12 protein-coding genes and 1 pseudogene are annotated in these 17,080 nt (G+C 71.5%); 9 read left to right on the forward strand and 4 right to left on the reverse strand.

Going from position 1 to position 17,080, the window contains the following annotated elements; all coding sequences use genetic code 11:
* The first annotated feature begins 19 nt into the window (after positions 1-19).
* Complete coding sequence (locus JEQ17_RS30020) at positions 20-1,063, forward strand: zinc-dependent alcohol dehydrogenase family protein (protein ID WP_200398063.1); 1,044 nt, start codon at positions 20-22, stop codon at positions 1,061-1,063.
* 90 nt (positions 1,064-1,153) lie between these two features.
* Here JEQ17_RS30020 and JEQ17_RS30025 read toward each other — a convergent pair whose 3' ends face one another.
* Together JEQ17_RS30025 and JEQ17_RS30030 are read right to left on the reverse strand one after the other, a co-directional pair.
* Positions 1,154-1,354 (reverse strand): helix-turn-helix transcriptional regulator, encoded by a 201-nt coding sequence (locus tag JEQ17_RS30025; protein WP_055615575.1) that lies wholly within the window; start codon positions 1,352-1,354, stop codon positions 1,154-1,156.
* A 302-nt stretch (positions 1,355-1,656) separates the two neighbouring features.
* Positions 1,657-2,586, reverse strand: coding sequence for a sugar phosphate isomerase/epimerase family protein (locus JEQ17_RS30030; protein WP_200398064.1), 930 nt, complete (start codon positions 2,584-2,586; stop codon positions 1,657-1,659).
* Between the two features lie 123 nt (positions 2,587-2,709).
* Here JEQ17_RS30030 and iolC point away from each other — a divergent pair, with 123 nt between their 5' ends.
* From iolC to JEQ17_RS30070, 8 genes and pseudogenes are all read left to right on the forward strand, one after another.
* The gene (iolC, locus tag JEQ17_RS30035) at positions 2,710-3,681 is read left to right on the forward strand and encodes a 5-dehydro-2-deoxygluconokinase (RefSeq protein WP_200398065.1); all 972 of its coding nucleotides are present in this window, start codon (positions 2,710-2,712) and stop codon (positions 3,679-3,681) included.
* Between the two features lie 95 nt (positions 3,682-3,776).
* Complete coding sequence (locus JEQ17_RS30040) at positions 3,777-4,655, forward strand: Cgl0159 family (beta/alpha)8-fold protein (protein ID WP_200401799.1); 879 nt, start codon at positions 3,777-3,779, stop codon at positions 4,653-4,655.
* 39 nt (positions 4,656-4,694) lie between these two features.
* Positions 4,695-4,913 (forward strand): annotated as a pseudogene (locus JEQ17_RS30045) (5-deoxy-glucuronate isomerase); the annotation flags it as partial.
* Positions 4,914-5,032: 119 nt separating this feature from the next.
* On the forward strand, positions 5,033-6,928 hold the full coding sequence (gene iolD, locus JEQ17_RS30050) for a 3D-(3,5/4)-trihydroxycyclohexane-1,2-dione acylhydrolase (decyclizing) (protein WP_200398066.1): 1,896 nt from the start codon (positions 5,033-5,035) through the stop codon (positions 6,926-6,928).
* 14 nt (positions 6,929-6,942) lie between these two features.
* The gene (gene mmsA, locus JEQ17_RS30055) at positions 6,943-8,445 is read left to right on the forward strand and encodes a CoA-acylating methylmalonate-semialdehyde dehydrogenase (RefSeq protein WP_200398067.1); all 1,503 of its coding nucleotides are present in this window, start codon (positions 6,943-6,945) and stop codon (positions 8,443-8,445) included.
* Between the two features lie 263 nt (positions 8,446-8,708).
* Positions 8,709-11,345: an alpha/beta fold hydrolase gene (locus JEQ17_RS30060; protein ID WP_200398068.1), complete on the forward strand. Its 2,637-nt coding sequence runs from the start codon at positions 8,709-8,711 to the stop codon at positions 11,343-11,345.
* A complete protein-coding gene (locus JEQ17_RS30065; protein WP_234048420.1) occupies positions 11,342-12,277 on the forward strand; it encodes an ABC transporter permease in 936 nt (311 codons plus the stop codon). The genes JEQ17_RS30060 and JEQ17_RS30065 overlap by 4 nt, the downstream gene beginning before the upstream one ends.
* 308 nt (positions 12,278-12,585) lie before the next feature.
* A complete protein-coding gene (locus JEQ17_RS30070; RefSeq protein WP_325176297.1) occupies positions 12,586-14,190 on the forward strand; it encodes a vWA domain-containing protein in 1,605 nt (534 codons plus the stop codon).
* Between the two features lie 415 nt (positions 14,191-14,605).
* Here JEQ17_RS30070 and JEQ17_RS30075 read toward each other — a convergent pair whose 3' ends face one another.
* Positions 14,606-16,285, reverse strand: coding sequence for a hypothetical protein (locus tag JEQ17_RS30075; protein WP_200398070.1), 1,680 nt, complete (start codon positions 16,283-16,285; stop codon positions 14,606-14,608).
* Between the two features lie 173 nt (positions 16,286-16,458).
* Positions 16,459-17,067, reverse strand: a complete 609-nt coding sequence (locus JEQ17_RS30080; protein ID WP_200398071.1) for a chorismate mutase — start codon at positions 17,065-17,067, stop codon at positions 16,459-16,461.
* Between the last annotated feature and the right edge of the window lie 13 nt (positions 17,068-17,080).

A 17,080-nucleotide genomic window follows, 5' to 3' on the forward strand; every position in this document is an offset into this window, starting at 1 on the left:
CACGTCGGAGGGGCAACACATGCGCGCAGTGGTGTTCGAGCAATACGGCAAGCCGGCCGAACTGCGAACCGTGCCGGACCCGGCACCGGCGCCGCACGGCGTAGTGGTGCGCGTCGAGGCCACCGGCCTCTGCCGAAGCGACTGGCACGGCTGGCAGGGCCACGACCCGGACATCGCGCTGCCGCACGTGCCAGGCCACGAACTCGCCGGAACCGTCGAGGCGGTGGGTGGCCTCGTAACCGGCTGGCGCCCCGGCGACCGCGTCACCGTGCCGTTCGTCTGCGCCTGCGGCAGCTGCCCCTCCTGCGCGGCGGGCGACCAGCAGGTGTGCGAACGGCAGACCCAGCCGGGGTTCACGCACTGGGGGTCGTTCGCCGAGTTCGTGGCCCTGGACCACGCCGACGTGAACCTCGTCGCCGTCGCGGACGAGCTGTCCTTCGGGACGGCGGCCTCGCTGGGCTGCCGGTTCGCCACGGCGTTCCGCGCGGTCGTCGCGCAGGGACGGGTGGCACCGGGGGAGTGGGTGGCCGTGTACGGCTGCGGCGGTGTGGGGCTCTCCGCCGTGATGATCGCGGCGGCGGCCGGCGCCCGGGTCGTCGCGGTCGACCTCTCGCCCCGGGCGCTGGAGCTGGCACGGCAGTTCGGGGCGGCGGAGTGTGTGGCGGCGTCCCGCGACGCCCGGCCCGAGGAGACGGCGGAGGCCGTACGTGAACTGACCGGCGGCGGCGCCCACCTGTCCCTCGACGCCCTCGGCTCACCGGCCACCTGCGCTGCGTCGGTCGGCAGCCTGCGCCGCCGGGGCAGGCACGTCCAGGTCGGCCTGCTGCCCCAGGACCCGACGCTGCCGATGTCCCGGGTGATCGGCCTGGAACTCGAACTCCTCGGCAGCCACGGCATGCCCGCCCACGCCTACCCGCCGATGCTGGAGTCCGTACGGGCCGGGGCGCTGCGCCCCGACCTCCTGGTGACGTCCACGATCCCCCTGGCCGAGGCACCCGCCGCGCTGGAGGCGATGGGGGCGGCCCCGGGGGCGGGCGTGACGATCATCGAGCCGTGGGCGTGAGCCGCACGCTCCCCGGGCCGACATGAGGGGACCCCCGCACGCCTGTCGTGCGGGGGTCCGGTTGTCGTGCGTTGTCGTGCCGGGAGGTGATCAGCCGTCTCTGCGGCCTCTGTTGCCGGGCCGCGAGGCGACCCAGGCGCGGACCGTGTCGGCGTACCAGTAGGGCTTGCCGCTCTCCACGTGGTCGGGCGGGGGCAGCAGCCCGTGCTTGCGGTAGGACCGCACGGTGTCGGGCTGCACCTTGATGTGCGCCGCGATCTCCTTGTACGACCAGAGCCTTCGGTCGGTCATGAGTTGCACCTCCCTGCGCGCGCCGCAGCGGCGGCCGAGGGGCGGCCGTCGGGGGAGCCGGGCACTGCGCTGGCGATCACAAAGCCTGTGCCCGCTCAACGACACAGCGTGACCAGCCGGTAGCGCCTGTCGCCCGGGTGTGACGCAAGACCCGCGTACACGCGACATGTGTGACAGGAAGGGGTCTTTTGTGACACGGGTGATGCACTACGCACCAGAGGGCGCGCCCCGACAGGGGCGCGGGGAACTGCGCGACGAGCCCCCACCGGCCCGCAGCCGAGAACGCGCCCCCGGCGGAGCCGTCACGCCCCGCAGGACCTCAAAAACGCCCGAGTGCGCTGAGCGATGGGCAACGGCTTGTCCGGCTCGCACGGGTACATGTCCTGCTCGACGATCGCGAACAGCTCCACGTCCAGCTTCTGCGCGGCAGCCAGCACCGGCTCCAGCGCCGGCACCCCGGACGGCGGTTCGCACATCACGCCACGCGCCACGGCCGGCCCGAACGGAACCTCGTTGGCCCGCACGTCGGCGAGGATCTCGGGATCCACCTGCTTGAGGTGGAGGTACCCGATCCGCTCCCCGTACGTCTCGATGAGCTTGACGCTGTCGCCGCCGCAGTAGGCGTAGTGCCCGGTGTCCAGGCACAGCGACACCAGCGACGAGTCCGTGCCGTCGAGGAAGCGCGCCACGTTCTCCTCGCTGTCGATGTGCGTGTCCGCGTGCGGGTGGACGACGATTTTCAGCCCGTACCGCTCGCGCACCTCGTGCCCCAGCCGCTCGGTCTGGGTGGTGAGATGGCGCCACTGCTCGGGGGTGAGCGTGTCGGGCTCCAGGACCTCGCCCGTCTTGTCGTCCCGCCAGAAGGACGGGATGACGACCAGGTGCTCGGCGCCCATCGCCTGGGTGAGCGCGGCGATGTCCGAGACATGGGCCCACGTGGCGTCCCACACGTCCGGGCCGCGGTGCAGCCCGGTGAAGACCGTGCCGGCCGACACCCGCAGGTTGCGGCGCGCGGTCTCGTCCGCGAGGACGGCCGGCTCGCTCGGCAGATAGCCGTACGGGCCCAGCTCGATCCACTCGTAACCGGACTCGGCGACCTCGTCGAGGAACCGCTGCCAGGGGACCTGTTGGGGGTCGTCGGGGAACCACACGCCCCACGAGTCGGGGGCCGAGCCGATGCGGATGCGCGACAGTGAGGACTGAGGCGATGACTGAGGTGACAACGACGTCATGGGCGTCAGCTTCAGGTCCGTCGGGGAGAGGTGTCAAGGCCTGGTCCGAATGTCCGGACAACCAATTGACAGGGCTCTGTGGGCGCCGCTAGACCTTGGGTCAACCGATACGAAGGGAACTCGATGGCCGAGTCCGCGGAGTCCAGTGCGTACGACCTCATCACCATGGGGCGGATCGGCGTGGACCTCTATCCGCTGCAGACCGGGGTGCCGCTCCCGCAGGTGACCTCCTTCGGGAAGTTCCTCGGCGGTTCGGCGACCAATGTGGCGGTCGCGGCGGCGCGGCTCGGGCGGCGTACGGCCGTGGTGACGCGGACCGGTGACGATCCGTTCGGGGCGTATCTGCACGAGGCGCTGCGGGGCTTCGGGGTCGACGACCGCTGGGTGACGCCGGTGCCCGGGCTGCCGACGCCGGTCACCTTCTGCGAGGTGTTCCCGCCGGACGACTTCCCGCTGTACTTCTACCGGCTGCCCAAGGCGCCCGACCTGGAGATCGACGCCCACGAACTGGACCTGGACGCCATCCGCGACACCCGGATCTTCTGGGTCACGGGTACGGGGCTGAGCGAGGAGCCCAGCCGCACGGCGACGCTCGCCGCCCTCGCCCATCGTGCCAAGTCGGGTACGACGGTCTTCGATCTGGACTGGCGGCCGATGTTCTGGAGCGACCCGGAGGCCGCCCGGCCCTTCTACGCCGAGGCCCTGCGCCACACCACGGTCGCCGTCGGCAACCTCGACGAGGTGGAGGTCGCCACGGGCTTGCGCGAGCCCCACGCGGCCGCCCGCGCCCTGCTGGACGCCGGTGTGGAGCTGGCCGTGGTCAAGCAGGGCCCCAAGGGCGTGCTGGCCGTGAACCGGCAGGGCGAGTCGGCGGAGGTCCCGCCCCTCCCGGTGACGGTCCTCAACGGCCTCGGTGCGGGCGACGCGTTCGGCGGCTCCCTCTGCCACGGCCTCCTCGCCGGCTGGGACCTGGAGCGGATCATGCGGCACGCCAACGCCGCCGGTGCCATCGTCGCCTCCCGTCTGGAATGCTCCTCCGCCATGCCGACCCCGGCGGAAGTCGAACAGGCACTGAAGGCGGGGGCGGTGCTGTGAGGGCGGGTTACGCGGGGGCCGGCCGGCGCGAAGGGGATGCCGCAGGGGCGTACGCCTTCGCGGGCGGCGCCCCGACGGGCAGTTCCGCGACGGGCATCGACATCTCGGAACTCGTCCGGATCCGGGCCCAGCGCCCCGAAGCCGTCGAGGAAGCCGCCGCGCGACGGCCCCGGCGACCGCTTCTCGGCGAGTCGGGGCGGCTGATGATCGTCGCCGCCGACCATCCCGCCCGGGGAGCCCTCTCCGTGGGTGACCGCAGGCTCGCCATGGCCAACCGGATCGACCTGCTCGAACGGCTCTGCCTGGCCCTCTCCCGCCCGGGAGTCGACGGCGTGCTCGCGACCGCCGACATCCTCGACGACCTGTTGCTGCTCGGCGCGCTGGACCACAAGGTGGTCATGGGCTCGATGAACCGGGGCGGACTCGCGGGCGCGGCCTGGGAGTTGGACGACCGGTTCACCGGACACCGCCCGCGGGACATCGAGCGGCTCCGCTTCGACGCGGGCAAGCTGCTGCTGCGGATCGACTACGACGACCCGGGCTCGCTCACCACCCTGGAGTCGACGGCCCGTGCCGTGGACGAGATGGTCGAGCGCAGGCTCCCCGTGTTCGTCGAGCCGTTCCTCAGCCGCCGCGACCCCACCACCGGCACCCTCCGCAACGATCTGGGCGCCGATGCCGTCACCCGGTCCATCGCCATCGCGAGCGGCCTGGGCGGCAGTTCGGCGTACACCTGGCTGAAGCTCCCCGTCACGGAGAACCCGGACGACATGGCCCGTGTCATGGAGACCTCCACCCTCCCGGCCGTCCTGCTCGGCGGCGAGGTCGGCGCCGACCAGGAGGGCGCGTACGAGAAATGGCGCGGTGCACTCCAACTGCCCACCGTCCAGGGGCTGGTGGTGGGGCGCTCGCTGCTCTACCCGGCCGACGGCGATGTCGGGGCCGCGGTCGACACCGCCGTCGGACTGCTGTGAGGGGAAGCCGACATGACCGACGAGCCGTACCTCTCCGGCGGCGGTTGTACTGTGCGCACAGAGGGGAATAAAGAGGACAAAGTGTTTGAACTCCCGGGCAGGGAGGGCGTGTTCGACGGAGTCACCGACTTCGCGCACGCCCCCCGTGACGCCCGGGTCCTGATCGCCTCCGGCGCGGGAAGCCGCTTCGCCCTGGCAGGAGCGAAGTGCGAGCGACGACTCCCCGCCCGCTACGGCCCCGCGCCGGAGGTCCCCGTCATCTGGTGTGCACGGCGACGGATTGGCGGACGGGCCATAGAGACGTAAGGCCCGTTCAGACGTATGACGTGGCGGATCTGCTTCCACCCGGGACACGAAGAAAGCGCAGAGGGCTACCGATGACAGAGCCGACGTCAACGACGACAAGGCTGACGGTCGCGCAGGCACTGGTGCGGTTCCTCGCCGCCCAGTACACGGAACGCGACGGCGTGCGACGCCGCCTGGTCGACTCCACCTGGGGCATCTTCGGGCACGGCAACGTCGCCGGGCTCGGGCAGGCGCTCCTGGAGTACGGCGACGACATGCCCTACCACCAGGGCCGCAACGAACAGGCGATGGTCCACGCGGCCGTCGGCTACGCGCGTCAGTCCGACCGCCTCTCCGTCCAGGCGGTCACGACCTCCGTCGGCCCCGGCGCCACCAACCTCGTCACCGGCGCCGCCCTCGCCACGATCAACCACCTGCCGGTGCTCCTGCTGCCCGGCGACGTCTTCGCGACCCGCCCCGCCGACCCGGTCCTCCAGCAGCTCGAAGTCCCGTACGCGGGCGATGTGTCGGTCAACGACTGTCTGCGCCCCGTCTCGAAGTACTTCGACCGGATCACCCGACCCGAGGCCCTGATCCCGGCCGCACTCCAGGCGATGCGGGTGCTCACCGACCCGGTCGACACGGGTGCCGTCACGCTCGCGCTGCCGCAGGACGTGCAGGCCGAAGCCTTCGACTGGCCCGAGGAGTTCTTCGCCGAGCGGGTCTGGACGGTCCGCCGCCCGGTCGCCGACCCGGAGGAACTGGCCGCCGCCGTCAGGACGATTCGGGACGCCCGGCGCCCCCTGCTCGTCGCGGGCGGCGGGGTCCACCACAGCGAGGCCGAGGACGCGCTCAAGGAGTTCGCCGACCGCACCCGCATCCCGGTCGCCTCCACACAGGCCGGCAAGGGCTCGCTGAACTGGGACCACCCGGCGGACGTCGGCGGCGTCGGCCACACCGGCACCGCGACCGCCTGCGAACTCGCCCGCACCGCAGACCTGGTGATCGGCGTCGGCACCCGCTACACCGACTTCACCACCGCCTCCGGCACCCTCTTCGCCGCCCAGGGCGTGCGCTTCCTGAACGTCAACATCGCGTCCTTCGACGGCCACAAGCTCTCCGGACAGCCGCTGATCGCGGACGCCCGCACGGCCCTGGAGTCCCTCACGGAGGCGCTCGCGCTGCACGGCCACCGCGCCGAACCCGCGTACGTCACCGAGTACACGGACGACAAGGAGCGCTGGGAGTACCGCGTCGACGCCGCCTACGAGGTGGAGGACCCGGACATCCGGCCCACCCAGCCGCAGGTCCTCGGTCTGCTCGACGAGATCGTCACCGGCGACGACATCCTGATCAACGCGGCCGGTTCCCTCCCCGGCGACCTGCACAAACTCTGGCGCGCCCGCTCCCGCGACCAGTACCACGTCGAGTACGGCTACTCCTGCATGGGCTACGAGATCCCGGCCGCCATCGGCGTACGCCTCGCCGCGCCCGACCGTCCCGTCTGGGCGCTGGTCGGCGACGGCACGTACCTGATGATGCCGACGGAGATCGTCACCGCCGTCCAGGAGGGCATCGCGATCAAGGTCGTGATCCTGCAGAACCACGGGTACGCGTCCATCGGCGGCCTATCCGAGACGGTCGGCGGCGAGCGGTTCGCGACCGCCTACCGCCACCGGTCCGAGGACGGCACGTACACGGGTCGTCCGCTGCCCGTCGACCTGGCCGCCAACGCGGCCAGCCTGGGCATGCGGGTCCTGCGCGCGAAGACCGTGCGCGACCTGCGGGCCGCTCTCGCCGAGGCGCGGGCCGACGACACTCCCACTTGTGTCTACGTGGAGACCCAAACGGCAGACACAGTGTCGGGCGCGCCCCCGGCGCAGGCCTGGTGGGATGTTCCTGTGGCCGAGACCGCGACCCGACCGTCGGCGGTCAAGGCCCGTGAGCTGTACGAACGGCACGTCTCCACCCGGCGCCGCCATCTGTGAAGGAGCACTCGGTCATGACGAAGATCGTCAACCACTGGATCGGCGGCAAGTCCGTCGAGGGCGCGTCGGGCACGTACGGGCCGGTGACCGACCCGGCGACCGGCGCCGTGACCACCAAGGTCGCCTTCGCGACCGTCGACGAGGTGGACGCCGCGATCGCCGCCGCGAAGGACGCCTACGCGACCTGGGGCACCTCCTCGCTCGCCAGGCGGTCCACGATCCTCTTCAAGTTCCGGGCGCTGCTGGACACGCACCGTGACGAGATCGCCGAGCTGATCACCGCCGAGCACGGCAAGGTGCACTCGGACGCGCTCGGCGAGGTCGCGCGCGGCCTGGAGATCGTGGACCTGGCGTGCGGGATCACCGTGCAGCTGAAGGGCGAGCTGTCGACCGAGGTGGCCTCCCGGGTCGACGTCGCCTCGATCCGCCAGCCGCTGGGTGTGGTGGCGGGCATCACGCCGTTCAACTTCCCGGCGATGGTGCCGATGTGGATGTTCCCGCTGGCCATCGCCTGCGGCAACACCTTCGTCCTCAAGCCGAGCGAGAAGGACCCCTCGGCGTCCGTGCGGCTCGCGGAGCTGTTCGCGGAGGCCGGACTGCCGGACGGCGTGCTGAACGTGGTGCACGGCGACAAGGTGGCCGTGGACCGACTGCTGGAGCACCCGGACGTCAAGGCGGTCTCCTTCGTCGGCTCGACCCCGATCGCCCGCTACATCCACACCACCGCCTCGGCCAACGGCAAGCGCGTCCAGGCGCTCGGCGGTGCGAAGAATCACATGCTGGTCCTCCCGGACGCCGACCTGGACGCGGCGGCGGACGCGGCCGTCTCGGCGGCGTACGGCTCGGCGGGCGAGCGCTGCATGGCCATCTCGGCCGTCGTGGCCGTCGGTGCGGTCGGCGACGAGCTGGTGGACAAGATCCGTGAGCGCGCCGAGAAGATCAAGATCGGCCCGGGCAACGACCCGACCTCGGAGATGGGCCCGCTGATCACCGCCGCCCACCGCGACAAGGTCGCCTCGTATGTGACGGGCGCGGTCGCCCAGGGCTCCGAGGTCGTCCTGGACGGCACCGGCTACACCGTCGAGGGCCACGAGGACGGCCACTGGATCGGCCTCTCGCTGCTCGACAAGGTGCCGACGAGCTCGGACGCCTACCGGGACGAGATCTTCGGCCCGGTGCTGTGCGTGCTGCGCGTCGACACGTACGAGGAGGGTGTGGCCCTGATCAACGCCTCGCCGTTCGGCAACGGCACCGCGATCTTCACCCGGGACGGCGGCGCGGCCCGCCGCTTCCAGCTGGAGATCGAGGCGGGCATGGTCGGCGTGAACGTGCCGATCCCGGTGCCCGTCGGCTACCACTCCTTCGGTGGCTGGAAGGACTCCCTCTTCGGGGACCACCACATCTACGGCAACGACGGCACCCACTTCTACACCCGCGGCAAGGTCGTCACCACCCGCTGGCCGGACCCGTCGGAGGCCCCGACGGGCGTCGACCTCGGCTTCCCACGCAACCACTGATCCGCGACCACTGACCCGCGACCTCTGAACGCCCCGCCAGGGGCGCGTTCAGGGGCGCGGGGCTGTGTCCGATATGCGGCTCCGCCGCGTGGGCGCGACAAGCCCCCACGCGGCCGCAGCCGACCATGAACAGAACCGCCCGAACCCTCCCCCGCGTACAGCGGACGCGGTACCCCGCGGGGGTCCCGTACTCCCGTGGGAGGGGTGGGGGTTCAGCCTGGAAGCTGTCTGGGGCCGACAGGTACGGCCCGTACTGTTGACGCATGGATCTTCGACTGCCCGCACTGCGGCGGCCTCGACGGTGGATCGCCGCCGCGGCCGTCGTCGTGGTGCTCGCCGGCGCCGGCACGTGGAACGCCGTCGCCTCCGACGGGGCACCCGCCGTACACCGCACCGACCAGCTCATCAGTACGGGCGACGGGGTGAGAATCGACACGTCGTACTTCACCGGCGACGACTCCGGACGCCGGCCCGCCGTCCTCCTCGCGCACGGATTCGGCGGAAGCCAGAAGGACGTACGCACCCAGGCGGAGGACCTCGCACGCGACGGGTACGCGGTCCTGACGTGGTCGGCCCGCGGTTTCGGCGGATCCAACGGGAAGATCGGCCTGAACGACCCCAAGGGCGAGGTCGCCGACGCCTCCAAGCTGATCGACTGGCTGGCCGAGCGCCCCGAGGTCCAGCTCGACAGGACCGGCGACCCGCGCGTCGGCATGGCGGGCGCGTCCTACGGCGGCGCGGTCTCCCTGCTCACGGCCGGGTACGACGACCGGGTGGACGCCATCGCCCCGGCGATCACCTACTGGAACCTCGCGGACGCGCTGTTCCCGAACGGCGTCTTCAAGAAGCTGTGGGCGGGCATCTTCATCAACACCGGCGGCGGCTGCGACAAGTTCGAGAAGCAGCTGTGCCAGATGTACGACCGCGTCGCCGAGTCCGGCACGCCGGACGCGGCGGCGACGAAGCTCTTGGAGGAGCGCAGCCCCGTCGCCGTCGGCGACCGCATCAAGGTGCCCACGCTCCTCATGCAGGGCCAGACCGACTCGCTCTTCCCGCTCGACCAGGCCGACACAGCGGCGAAGGCGATCAAGGCCAACGGCGCACCGGTGGACGTCGACTGGATCTCCGGCGGCCACGACGGCGGCGACATGGAGGTGGACCGGGTCCAGGGGCGCGTGCAGTCCTGGTTCGACCGCTACCTGAAGGACGAGAAGGGCGTCGACACCGGCCCCGCCTTCCGGGTCACCCGCACCCTCGGCCTGGGCTCCGGCGACGGAGAGCCCCGGCTGGGCAGCGCGACCGAGGACACCTACCCCGGCCTGACGAGCGGTGGGCGCTCGATCGCCCTGACCGGGCGCGAGCAGCGCTTCGACAACCCGGCGGGCTCCAGCCCGCCCGCCATCTCGGCCCTCCCCGGCCTCGGCGGCGGTGGCCTGTCCCAGCTGTCCTCGCTCGGAGTCGGGGTGTCCCTCGACTTCCCCGGCCAGTTCGCCTCGTTCGAGTCGGCGCCCCTGCGGGAGGACCTGCAGATCACCGGCTCACCGACGGTGACGGTCCACGTGAAGTCGACGAGCGAGGACGCGGTGCTCTTCGCGAAGCTGTACGACGTCGGGCCGGGCGGCGCCCAGCCGGTGCTGCCCTCGCAGCTGGTCGAGCCCATCCGGGTGGAGGGCGCCAAGGCCGGCAAGGACGTACGGATCACCCTGCCTGCGATCGACCACGAGGTGGACGACGGTCACCGGCTGCGCCTGGTCCTCGCCTCGACCGACCTCGGCTACGCCTCACCGACGGCCCCGGCGACGTACACCGTCTCCCAGCAGAGCGGTCTGACCGTGCCCGCGCCGCTCGGCGGGGACACCGCCGCGGCGGCGCTGCCCGCGTGGGTGTGGTGGCTTCCGCTCGCCGGTGCCGGGCTCGCGCTGGCCCTGCTGCTCGGCGGACGGCGCCGCACGGCGACGCCCGCCCCGGACCCGGCACAGGCCGAAGTCCCGCTCCAGATCACGGACCTGAGCAAGCGGTACGCCAAGTCGGCGGACCGCTACGCCGTACGGGACCTCACCTTCCGTGTGGAGAAGGGCCAGGTCCTGGGCCTGCTGGGGCCGAACGGCGCGGGCAAGACCACGACGCTGCGCATGCTGATGGGCCTGATCAAGCCGGACGCAGGAGAGATCCGCGTCTTCGGCCATGTGATCCGGCCGGGCGCGCCCGTGCTGTCGCGCGTCGGGGCCTTCGTCGAGGGAGCGGGCTTCCTGCCGCACCTCTCCGGCCGAGAGAACCTCGAACTGTACTGGCGGGCCACGGGCCGCCCGCCCGAGGACGCGCACCTGGACGAGGCACTGAAGATCGCCGGGCTCGGCGACGCACTGTCCCGAGCCGTACGGACCTACTCCCAGGGAATGCGCCAGCGCCTCGCCATCGCCCAGGCCATGCTCGGCCTGCCGGACCTGCTCATCCTCGACGAACCGACCAACGGCCTCGACCCGCCGCAGATCCGCGAGATGCGCGAGGTCATGATCCGCTACGCGGCGGCCGGACGCACTGTGATCGTCTCCAGCCACCTCCTCGCCGAGGTCGAGCAGTCCTGCACCCACCTGGTGGTCATGGACCACGGGAAGCTGGTCCAGGCGGGCCCGGTGAAGGAGATCATCGGCTCGGGCGACACGCTGCTGGTGGGCACGGCCACGCCGACGGACGAGCCCGTCGTCGAGAAGGTCGCCGCGCTGCCCGGTGTGGTCTCGGCCGTCAGCACCGACGACGGACTCCTGGTCCGGCTCGACGCGGACGGAAGCGCACAGCGCCTGGTCGCCGAGCTCGTACGGATGGACGTACCCGTGGAGTCCGTGGGTCCCCACCGCCGTCTCGAAGACGCCTTCCTCACCCTGATCGGAGAGTCCGCATGAGCACGCTGGCCGACCGCGCGGAGGAGCGCGAGGAGCGCGCCGGGCGCGACGACAAGCGTGCGGGGGCCGGTCGCGGTCGGCCCGTCGAGGTCGCCGACGGCTACCGCGCGGGCCGCACGCTGCCTCTGAGGGTCGAACTGGTCCGGCAGTTGAAGCGGCGCCGCACGATGGTCATGGGCGGGCTGCTGTTCGCCCTGCCCTTCATCCTGCTGATCGCCTTCCAGGTCGGCGACCCGGGCGGCGGTGGCAACGGCGCCCAGCGGGTCAACCTGATGGACACCGCGACCGCGTCCGGGGCGAACTTCGCCGCCGTGAACCTCTTCGCCTCCGCGGGCTTCCTGCTCGTCATCCCGGTGGCGCTGTTCTTCGGGGACACGGTCGCCTCGGAGGCGAGCTGGTCGTCGCTGCGCTATCTGCTCGCGGCGCCCGTGCCCCGGGCCCGTCTGCTGTGGTCCAAGCTGGCCGTCGCCTTCGGCCTCAGCCTGGCCGCTCTGGTGCTGCTGCCGGTCGTCGCGCTCGCCGTCGGTACGGCGGCCTACGGCTGGGGGCCGCTGCAGCTTCCCGTCGGCGGGACGCTGCCCACCGGGACCGCCGCCGTGCGTCTGCTGATCGTCGTGGCGTACATCCTCGTGTCCCAACTGATCACCGCGGCGCTGGCGTTCTGGCTGTCGACCAGGACGGACGCCCCGCTGGGAGCGGTCGGCGGAGCGGTGGGGCTGACCATCATCGGCAACGTCCTCGACGAGGTGACGGCGCTCGGCGACTGGCGCCACTTCGTGCCCGCGCACTGGCAGTACGCCTGGCTCGACGCGGTCCAGCCACAGCTCGACTGGAGCGACATGATCCAGGGGACGTCTCTGTCGCTCACCTATGCGATGGTGCTGTTCGCTCTGGCCTTCCGTGGGTTCGCCCGCAAGGACGTCGTGTCGTAGACGGCTGGTGACCTCGTCATAGAGGCCCTTCGGACACCCTCAGGTCTCCGGAGGGTCTCCCACCGGTCTCAACTGCCGTCCGCCGTGGCCGCATTGAGATTCATCCGCAACGCCTTGGCCCGCTCCTTCCGGGCGCCTCCGACGTCACAGTCACAGACGTCGACTCAAAGAGGTCACCCGAGGGGGCACGCATGAGGCGCAACGGACGGCAGCAGGCACGGTCGGAAGAGCGGGAAGAGCGGGAAGCGCGGGGAAGCCGGGCCGGACACGTTCGGTGGGCTGGGCAGGGATGGCGGCGGCGAGGGCGTGTGCGTGGTGCGCTTGTCGCCGGGGGTGTGGTCTTCGGGCTTCTGCTCACCGCTTGCAGTGGTGGTGACAGTGGTGAGAGTTCGTACGACCGGGGTGGCAGCAAGGCCAAGGACGGCAATGGCTTCCCGGCACCCGCTCCCGTTCAGCCGACCGGTCCCTCGGGTACCGACGAGGGCAGCGCCGAGGGGGATCGGAAGGGTGAACTCCGCGAGAGCGTGCCGCCCGCCGACTACCTCTCCACCTTCGCCCTGGACGTCGACACCGCCTCGTACGGCTATGCGCGCCGCACCCTTGAGGAGGGCCGCAGGCCCGACCCGTCGACCATCCGCCCCGAGGAGTTCATCAACAGCTTCGGCCAGGACTACGAGCGTCCGGACGGCAACGGCTTCTCGGTCACGGTGGACGGAGCTCGTACGGCGACCCCTGACGGTTCGGTCCGTGAGGACGACACGTACGACTCGTTCGGTGAGGAGAACCGGGACTGGCGCTTCCTCCGGGTCGGCCTCGCCACGCGTGAGGCCGAGGACGCCGGTGAACGCCCGCCCGCCGCGCTGACCTTCGTCATCGATGTCTCCGGCTCCATGGCCGAGCCGGGCCGTCTCGACCTGGTCAAGGATTCTCTGGGAGTGATGACGGAGCGGCTGCGCGACGATGACGCCGTCGCGCTCGTCTCCTTCAGCGACGAGGCCAAGACCGTGCTTCCGATGACTCGCCTGGGCGACAATCGGGGGCGGGTCCACGAGGCGATCGACACGCTTGAACCCACGGATTCGACCAACCTCGGCGCGGGGGTGAGCACCGGTTACCGTACGGCGGTTGACGGTCTGCGCGAGGGTGCCACCAACCGGGTCGTGCTGCTCTCCGACGCCCTCGCCAACACCGGCGACACCGATGCCGACTCCATCCTCGACCGGATCGCCGACGCCCGTCGCGAGCACGGGATCACGCTGTTCGGCGTCGGCGTGGGCAGCGACTACGGTGACGCGCTGATGGAGCGCCTCGCCGACAAGGGCGACGGTCACACGACGTACGTGTCCAATGCCGAGGACGCCCGTACGGTCTTCTGCGACCAGCTTCCGCGGAACATCGAGCTCACCGCACGTGATGCCAAGGCGCAGGTTTCGTTCGATCCGGAGACCGTCGATCAGTTCCGGCTGATCGGCTATGACAACCGGCAGGTCGCCGACGAGGACTTCCGTGACGACCGTGTGGACGGTGGGGAGGTCGGGCCCGGGCATACGGTCACTGCCCTTTACGCGGTGCGGGTCAAGCCGGGGGCGTCGGGGCATGTTGCCACGGCGACGGTGCGCTGGCTCGACCCCGACTCGCGTATGCCGCGTGAGGAGACGGGGCAGGTCGAGGCGGATTCCCTCGACGGGGGGCTGTGGGGGACGGAGACCGCGCGCAGTGGTCTCCAAGTCGCCGCGATAGCCGCGTACTTCGCGGACGTGCTCCGTTCTGGTGGTGAGAGTGGGGGTGCGGTGCCGGTGCCGCCCTCCTTGGGCGAACTCGCCGACCGGGCGGACGAGTTGGCCTCGACGACGGAGAGCCGGCCGATACGCCAACTGTCCGAGACGATCGACCGGGCCAGTGCTCTGGGCTAGTTGAGCGTCTGCGTCTGCGGGTGGGGTGTGGCTGGTCGCGCAGTTCCCCGCGCCCCTAAAAGCCACGCCTGCCGCCCGTCGTCGTGTCGGGGCCGCGACGGGGCATCCGATCGCAGCTGTGTCATCCCGGGCCGATGGGGGGTGCCCTCGGGAGGTCGTGCTGCGATCGGAAACCCCGACACGCCCCCTCCGGCAGGAGGGCGACTGCCGGAGGGTGGGGGGAACGGCGCAATCTTGTGGCTTTAGGGGCGCGAGCAACGGCCCAGTCTTTTAGGGGCGCGAGGAACTGCGCGCTCAGCCCCTACAGCCCCGGCAGCCGACAAACGACCGCAGCCCCCACCCTCCTCAGGGGCGCGGGGAACGGCGCAATCCTTTGGCTTTTAGGGGCGCGGGGAACTGCGCGACCAGCCCCCACTCACCCGCACAGGTCCCTCTCCGCCCGCACAGGATCGTTCGGGAAGCGGAACGATGTCCGGTCCCAGGCCCCGGCCACATTGCGGAGAAAGCGACTCGGGGTCAACGCCCCCCGAGTCGCAGAGGCCAACTCGGCAAGCGCACCGCAGTGCAAGGCACGCCGAGCAGCGGCAACCTGCGCCGGATCGGCCCAGCCGGGCAGAGCCCCCGGCACACCCCGGTCGGCGGCCAGCCAAGCCGCCGGCAGCCGCTTGTCGTGGCCGACCCGCCCGCCCCCGACCCGCTCGGAATGCGCGGCCAGCGGATAGGCCAGCCCGATCGGATCGAGCGCGACCCCGTCGAGCGGAACGACAGACCCGTTGAGCCCCAGCACCACATAACTGGCCGTCATGGAAGGGGAACCCGCACCCGCGGGCGCAGCCACCCGCCCCTCCTTGCCGAACAGCAGGGCCGGCGCCCCGGAGTACCGCGCCGCCCACACCTTCCGCGCGTACTCCATGTGATGCGGCGCCCCCACGAAGGTGTGCCGCACCGGATGCGGATCGGCGTTGTGGCGGACGTACACCCCGCGCTCGTCCGCGATCCCCGCCGGACCGATCTGCCCGCCGTACGGAATCCGCAGCCACCCCGCACACACCACCGCCCACAGGCCCACCCCGACCGCCGCCAGCACGCCCACCCGTGTCACCGGCACCACGAAGACGGGCAACAACATCAGCAGGAGCCCCGGCAGCAGCATCCGCCCGTGCATGAAGTCACCGCCGACCTTGATGACGTACAGCCAGCACAGCAGCCCGGCGACGACGGGCGCGAGCACGGGAACGAGCCGCGCGACCCCGCGTTCGGCGAGCCCGCCGCGCGCGGGCAGCACCGCAGCGGCCACGAACAGCGCGGGCACCCACAGGAGATAGGGATGCGCGAAGTCCCCGAGATACCCGAAGCCCCGCCCCCACAGACTCTGCGAGGCCTCCTTCGTCACAGCGGGCAGCGGCACCAGATGCCCGTAGTACCCGGCCCTGAACACCTCGTACGCGGCCGGCAGCGCGCCCGCCGCCCCCGCACCCGCGAGCGTGCCCCGCCACGACGGCCGTACGAGCAGCCACTGCGCGCCGAGGAAGACGACCGACACGAGCCCCAGGTCGGGCCGGACGAGCGGCCCGAGCCCGATGACCGCCGAGGTGAGGAGCGAGGAGGGCCGCGTGATCAGCGCCAGCCACGCTCCCGCGATCCAGCATGTCGCGAGTCCCGTCTCAAGACCCGAGGTGGCGAAGTCCCACACGGGCGGCAGCCCGAGCAGCACGAGCGAGCCCAGCGGCAGGGCTGTTCGACCGCCGTACGTCCGCAGCGCCGCGAGTCCCGCGAGCGCGAAACCTGCTGCGGTCAGCAACAGCCCTCCCAGCACCGCCGCCGACACCGGGTCCATCCCCGCCGTCCCGGCCGCCACCAGCAGCCACTGCCACAGCGTCCCGGTCGACGACTCGACCCGCTCACCCGCGTTGAACACGGGCCCGTTGCCCGCCAGCACCTGCCGCACGGTCCGTACGTAGATATAGGCGTCGTCGGACATCCACCGCCGCTCGAACCCTGCGTACGCCACCACGAGCGCGGGCCCCAGCCACACCGCCAGCCGGGCCCGGTCCGCCCACACCTCCCGCCACCCCGGCCCGGACAGCAGCGACACGGAGGAGGAAGGGGAGGGGGAGGAGGGAGGGGCTGGTGTATGGGGTTTCGGGTGGGTGGGGGAGTGCGTTGACGTCATGTCCCGTTCATCGGTTCGCGTCAAGCCGAGCTTGACGCCCGGGGGCCGTACCGGTGGGCCGAACGGGGGACCGGGCAGCGGGAACTGACGTCACGTCATTCCGTGGTGCAGACCGACGGCAGTGCCCGGCCGAGCCCCTTGATGTGCAGTACGTCCAGACGGTGGCCGTACGCGGACAGCGTCGCCGCGGTGTACAGGCGCGGGACGCAGGAGGCGTCGGTGCGTGCCGGGTTCGTTTCCTTGAGCGAGGCCAGGAGTCGGGTGGTGATCAGGTCGAGCGCCGGGCGGACCTCCTTGGCCAGGTCGGGGCGCTCGGTGGGCCGCTCGGCGGGGTGGGCGTCCCAGCGTGCGTACAGGCCCCGCTGGACCAGCTTGTTCGCCTCGATCTGGTCGCGGAAGACGGTGGTCACGGAGTCGGGGTCGAGGCCGAGCCCGGCGGCCCGCGCGGCGACGTCGTCCAGGATCTGCCGCTCACGCGCCGGGTCGTCGATGGGCAGCTCGGTGCCGTACTTGGCCGCCGCCACCTTGTCGGCCAGCAACAGCCGCTCGGCGAACAGCTCGGTGAGGACGCCGAGAGTGGATGTGGGGGCGGCTGTGCTCGCGATCGCCGGGGTGTGGGCAGTCGCCGACGTCGTGCCGGAGACTGCCGCGGCGGCCACCACGAGAGTGGTGACCAGGGCGGACCGAAGGCGGTGGGGGCGCACTGGGTTCCCTTCG

Source organism: Streptomyces liliifuscus (assembly GCF_016598615.1).
GTDB classification, from domain to species: Bacteria; Actinomycetota; Actinomycetes; order Streptomycetales; family Streptomycetaceae; genus Streptomyces; species Streptomyces liliifuscus.